General features: G+C 70.7%; 2 protein-coding genes. Both read left to right on the top strand.

Annotated elements, in window-relative coordinates; translation table 11 throughout:
- Positions 1 to 2008, top strand: a 2008-nt coding sequence (locus ACLN58_RS21015; protein ID WP_415857167.1) for a DEAD/DEAH box helicase, incomplete at its 5' end; no start/stop codon positions are given.
- A 52-nt stretch (positions 2009 to 2060) separates the two neighbouring features.
- A partial coding sequence (locus ACLN58_RS21010; RefSeq protein ID WP_415857166.1) for an amidohydrolase family protein occupies positions 2061 to 2444 on the top strand: 384 nt, incomplete at its 3' end.

Raw genomic sequence — 2444 nt, 5'->3', positions numbered from 1 at the left:
CGGAAGTTCGGAGGGTGGGGTCCAGATGTCAGGGACCCGCGCGAGCCGGCCGCAGATGATCCAGTCGCTCGAGCGGCAGGGGCTCCTCCCAGCGATCGATTTCATCTTCTCCCGCATGGGCTGCGACGCGGCCGTCCAGCAGTGCGTCGACGCGGGGCTGGACCTCACCACGCCGCCCGAACGGGCCGCGATCTCTGCGGCGATTGACGAGGCGGCGAAGGACCTTCCACCTGCGGATCTCGGCGTCCTCGGCTTCTGGTCGTGGCGTGACGGGCTCCTGCGGGGTATCGCCGCGCACCATGCGGGGCTCCTGCCCACCTTCAAGGAAGTGGTCGAGAAGCTCTTCGCCGCCGGGCTCGTGAAGGCCGTCTTCGCGACCGAGACACTCGCGCTCGGCGTCAACATGCCGGCGCGGAGCGTGCTCATTGAGAAGCTCGAGAAGTTCAACGGCGAGGCGCACGTGGACATCACGCCGGGGGAGTACACCCAGCTGACCGGCCGCGCGGGACGCCGAGGCATCGACGTGGAGGGGCACGCCGTGGTGCAGTGGCGGCCGGGCCTCGACCCGACGGCCCTCGCGGGCCTCGCCTCGCGGCGCACGTACCCGCTCAACTCGAGCTTCCGGCCCACCTACAACATGAGCATCAACCTCGTGGCCCAGTTCGGCCGCAAGCGGGCGCGCGACATCCTCGAGAGCTCCTTCGCCCAGTTCCAGGCCGATCGCTCGGTTGTCGGCCTCGCGCGGCAGGTCCGCGAGCGCGAGGAGTCACTTGCGGGGTACGAGAAGGCCATGAGGTGCCACCTCGGCGACTTTTCGGAGTACGCGAGGCTTCGCGAGGACCTCTCGATGGCGGAAAAGTACGCATCCCGCGAGGCCGGGCGCATGCGCCGGAGCATGACCGTGGACTCGCTCGCGCGCCTCATGCCGGGAGACGTCGTGGAGCTTACTGAGGGGCGGCTCAGCGGTTCGGCGGTGGTCCTTGCGGCGGACACCAACGCGCGCGAGCCCCGTCCGCACGTCCTGACCTTCGACCACAACCTCCGGCGCATCGGCTATCAGGACCTCGACGGCCCCGTCGAGCCGATCGCGAGGATCCGGATCCCGAAGCATTTCGACCCCAAGCGGCCCAAGGATCGCCGGGACCTCGCCGCCTCGATGCGCCACGCCGTCGACCGTTCCCGCGCCGAGGGGCCGGACGCCCCCGGCCGCAGACGCAGAGCGCGCCGCGACTTTGCGTTCGCGGCGGGCTACGAGGATAGCGAGCGGCGCATCACCGAGTTGCGCCGCCAGCTCCGCGCCCACCCGTGCCATGGCTGCGCCGAGCGCGAGGATCACGCCCGCTGGGCGGAGCGATGGACGAAGCTGCGCGGGGAGACGGACCGCCTCGTCGAGCAGATCCAGGGGCGCACCAACACGATCGCGAAGACGTTCGACCGGGTGTGCGAGGTCCTCGAGTCCTACGGGTGCCTTGAGACCGTCGACGGCGACGTCCGGGTCACCGACCGCGGGCAGCAGTTGCGGCGCATCTACGGCGACAAGGACCTGCTCACGGCGCTTTCCCTCAGGGCGGGCGCGTTCGACGACGTCGACGAGGCCGAGCTCGCGGCCCTCGCGAGCGTTCTGGTCTACCAGGCGAAGCGCGACGAGCCTGGCCTGCCGCCCAAGATGCCGAGCATCTCCCTCGATGTGGCCGTCGACGCCGTGCTGAGGGAGTGGGCCGCGCTCGAGGGCGTCGAGGAGCAGCACCGCCTCCCGCGGACGGCCGAGCCCGATTTCGGCCTCGTGTGGCCCGTCTACAAGTGGGCGCGGGGGCGCGAGCTCCAGAACGTCCTCTCGGGCACCGAGCTAGCCGCAGGGGACTTCGTGCGCTGGGTCAAGCAGGTCATCGATCTCCTCGACCAGCTCGCCGACGTGCCCGGCGCCGAGCCGCGCGTGCGGCGACTGTGCCACGCCGCGATCGATGCGATCAAGCGCGGTGTCGTCGCGTACTCAAGCGTCGCCGACTGACGCCTTCCCCGGCCGGAACGAACCGGCCAGTATCCGAAAGAAAGGCCCCCGCATGTCCTCGGAGCGCGAGCTCACCCTCTATCGCAACGGCTCGGTGTACTCGACCGCAGACCCCCTCGCGTCCGCCATGCTCGTGGACGGCGGTACCGTCGCGTGGGTTGGCAGCGAGGAGGCAGCGACCTCGATCGCGGGGCCTACCGTGCGGACTGTCGACCTCGACGGCGCGGTCGTGACGCCTGGCTTCGTGGACTCCCACGTGCACGTCTCCGACACGGGCCTCGCGCTCCGTTCCCTCGATCTCTCGACGGTGCGCTCCGCCACAGAGCTGCTCGACGCCGTCGCCCGCGCCGCCTCGGCGACGTCTGGGACTGTGCTCGGGCACGGCTGGGACGAGTCGGGCTGGGCGGAGCGTGCGCTGCCGGGCGCGATGGAGCTC

This window comes from Sinomonas sp. G460-2, assembly GCF_047759905.1.
Taxonomy (GTDB): domain Bacteria; phylum Actinomycetota; class Actinomycetes; order Actinomycetales; family Micrococcaceae; genus Sinomonas.
This window is presented reverse-complemented; position numbering and strand designations above follow the sequence as displayed.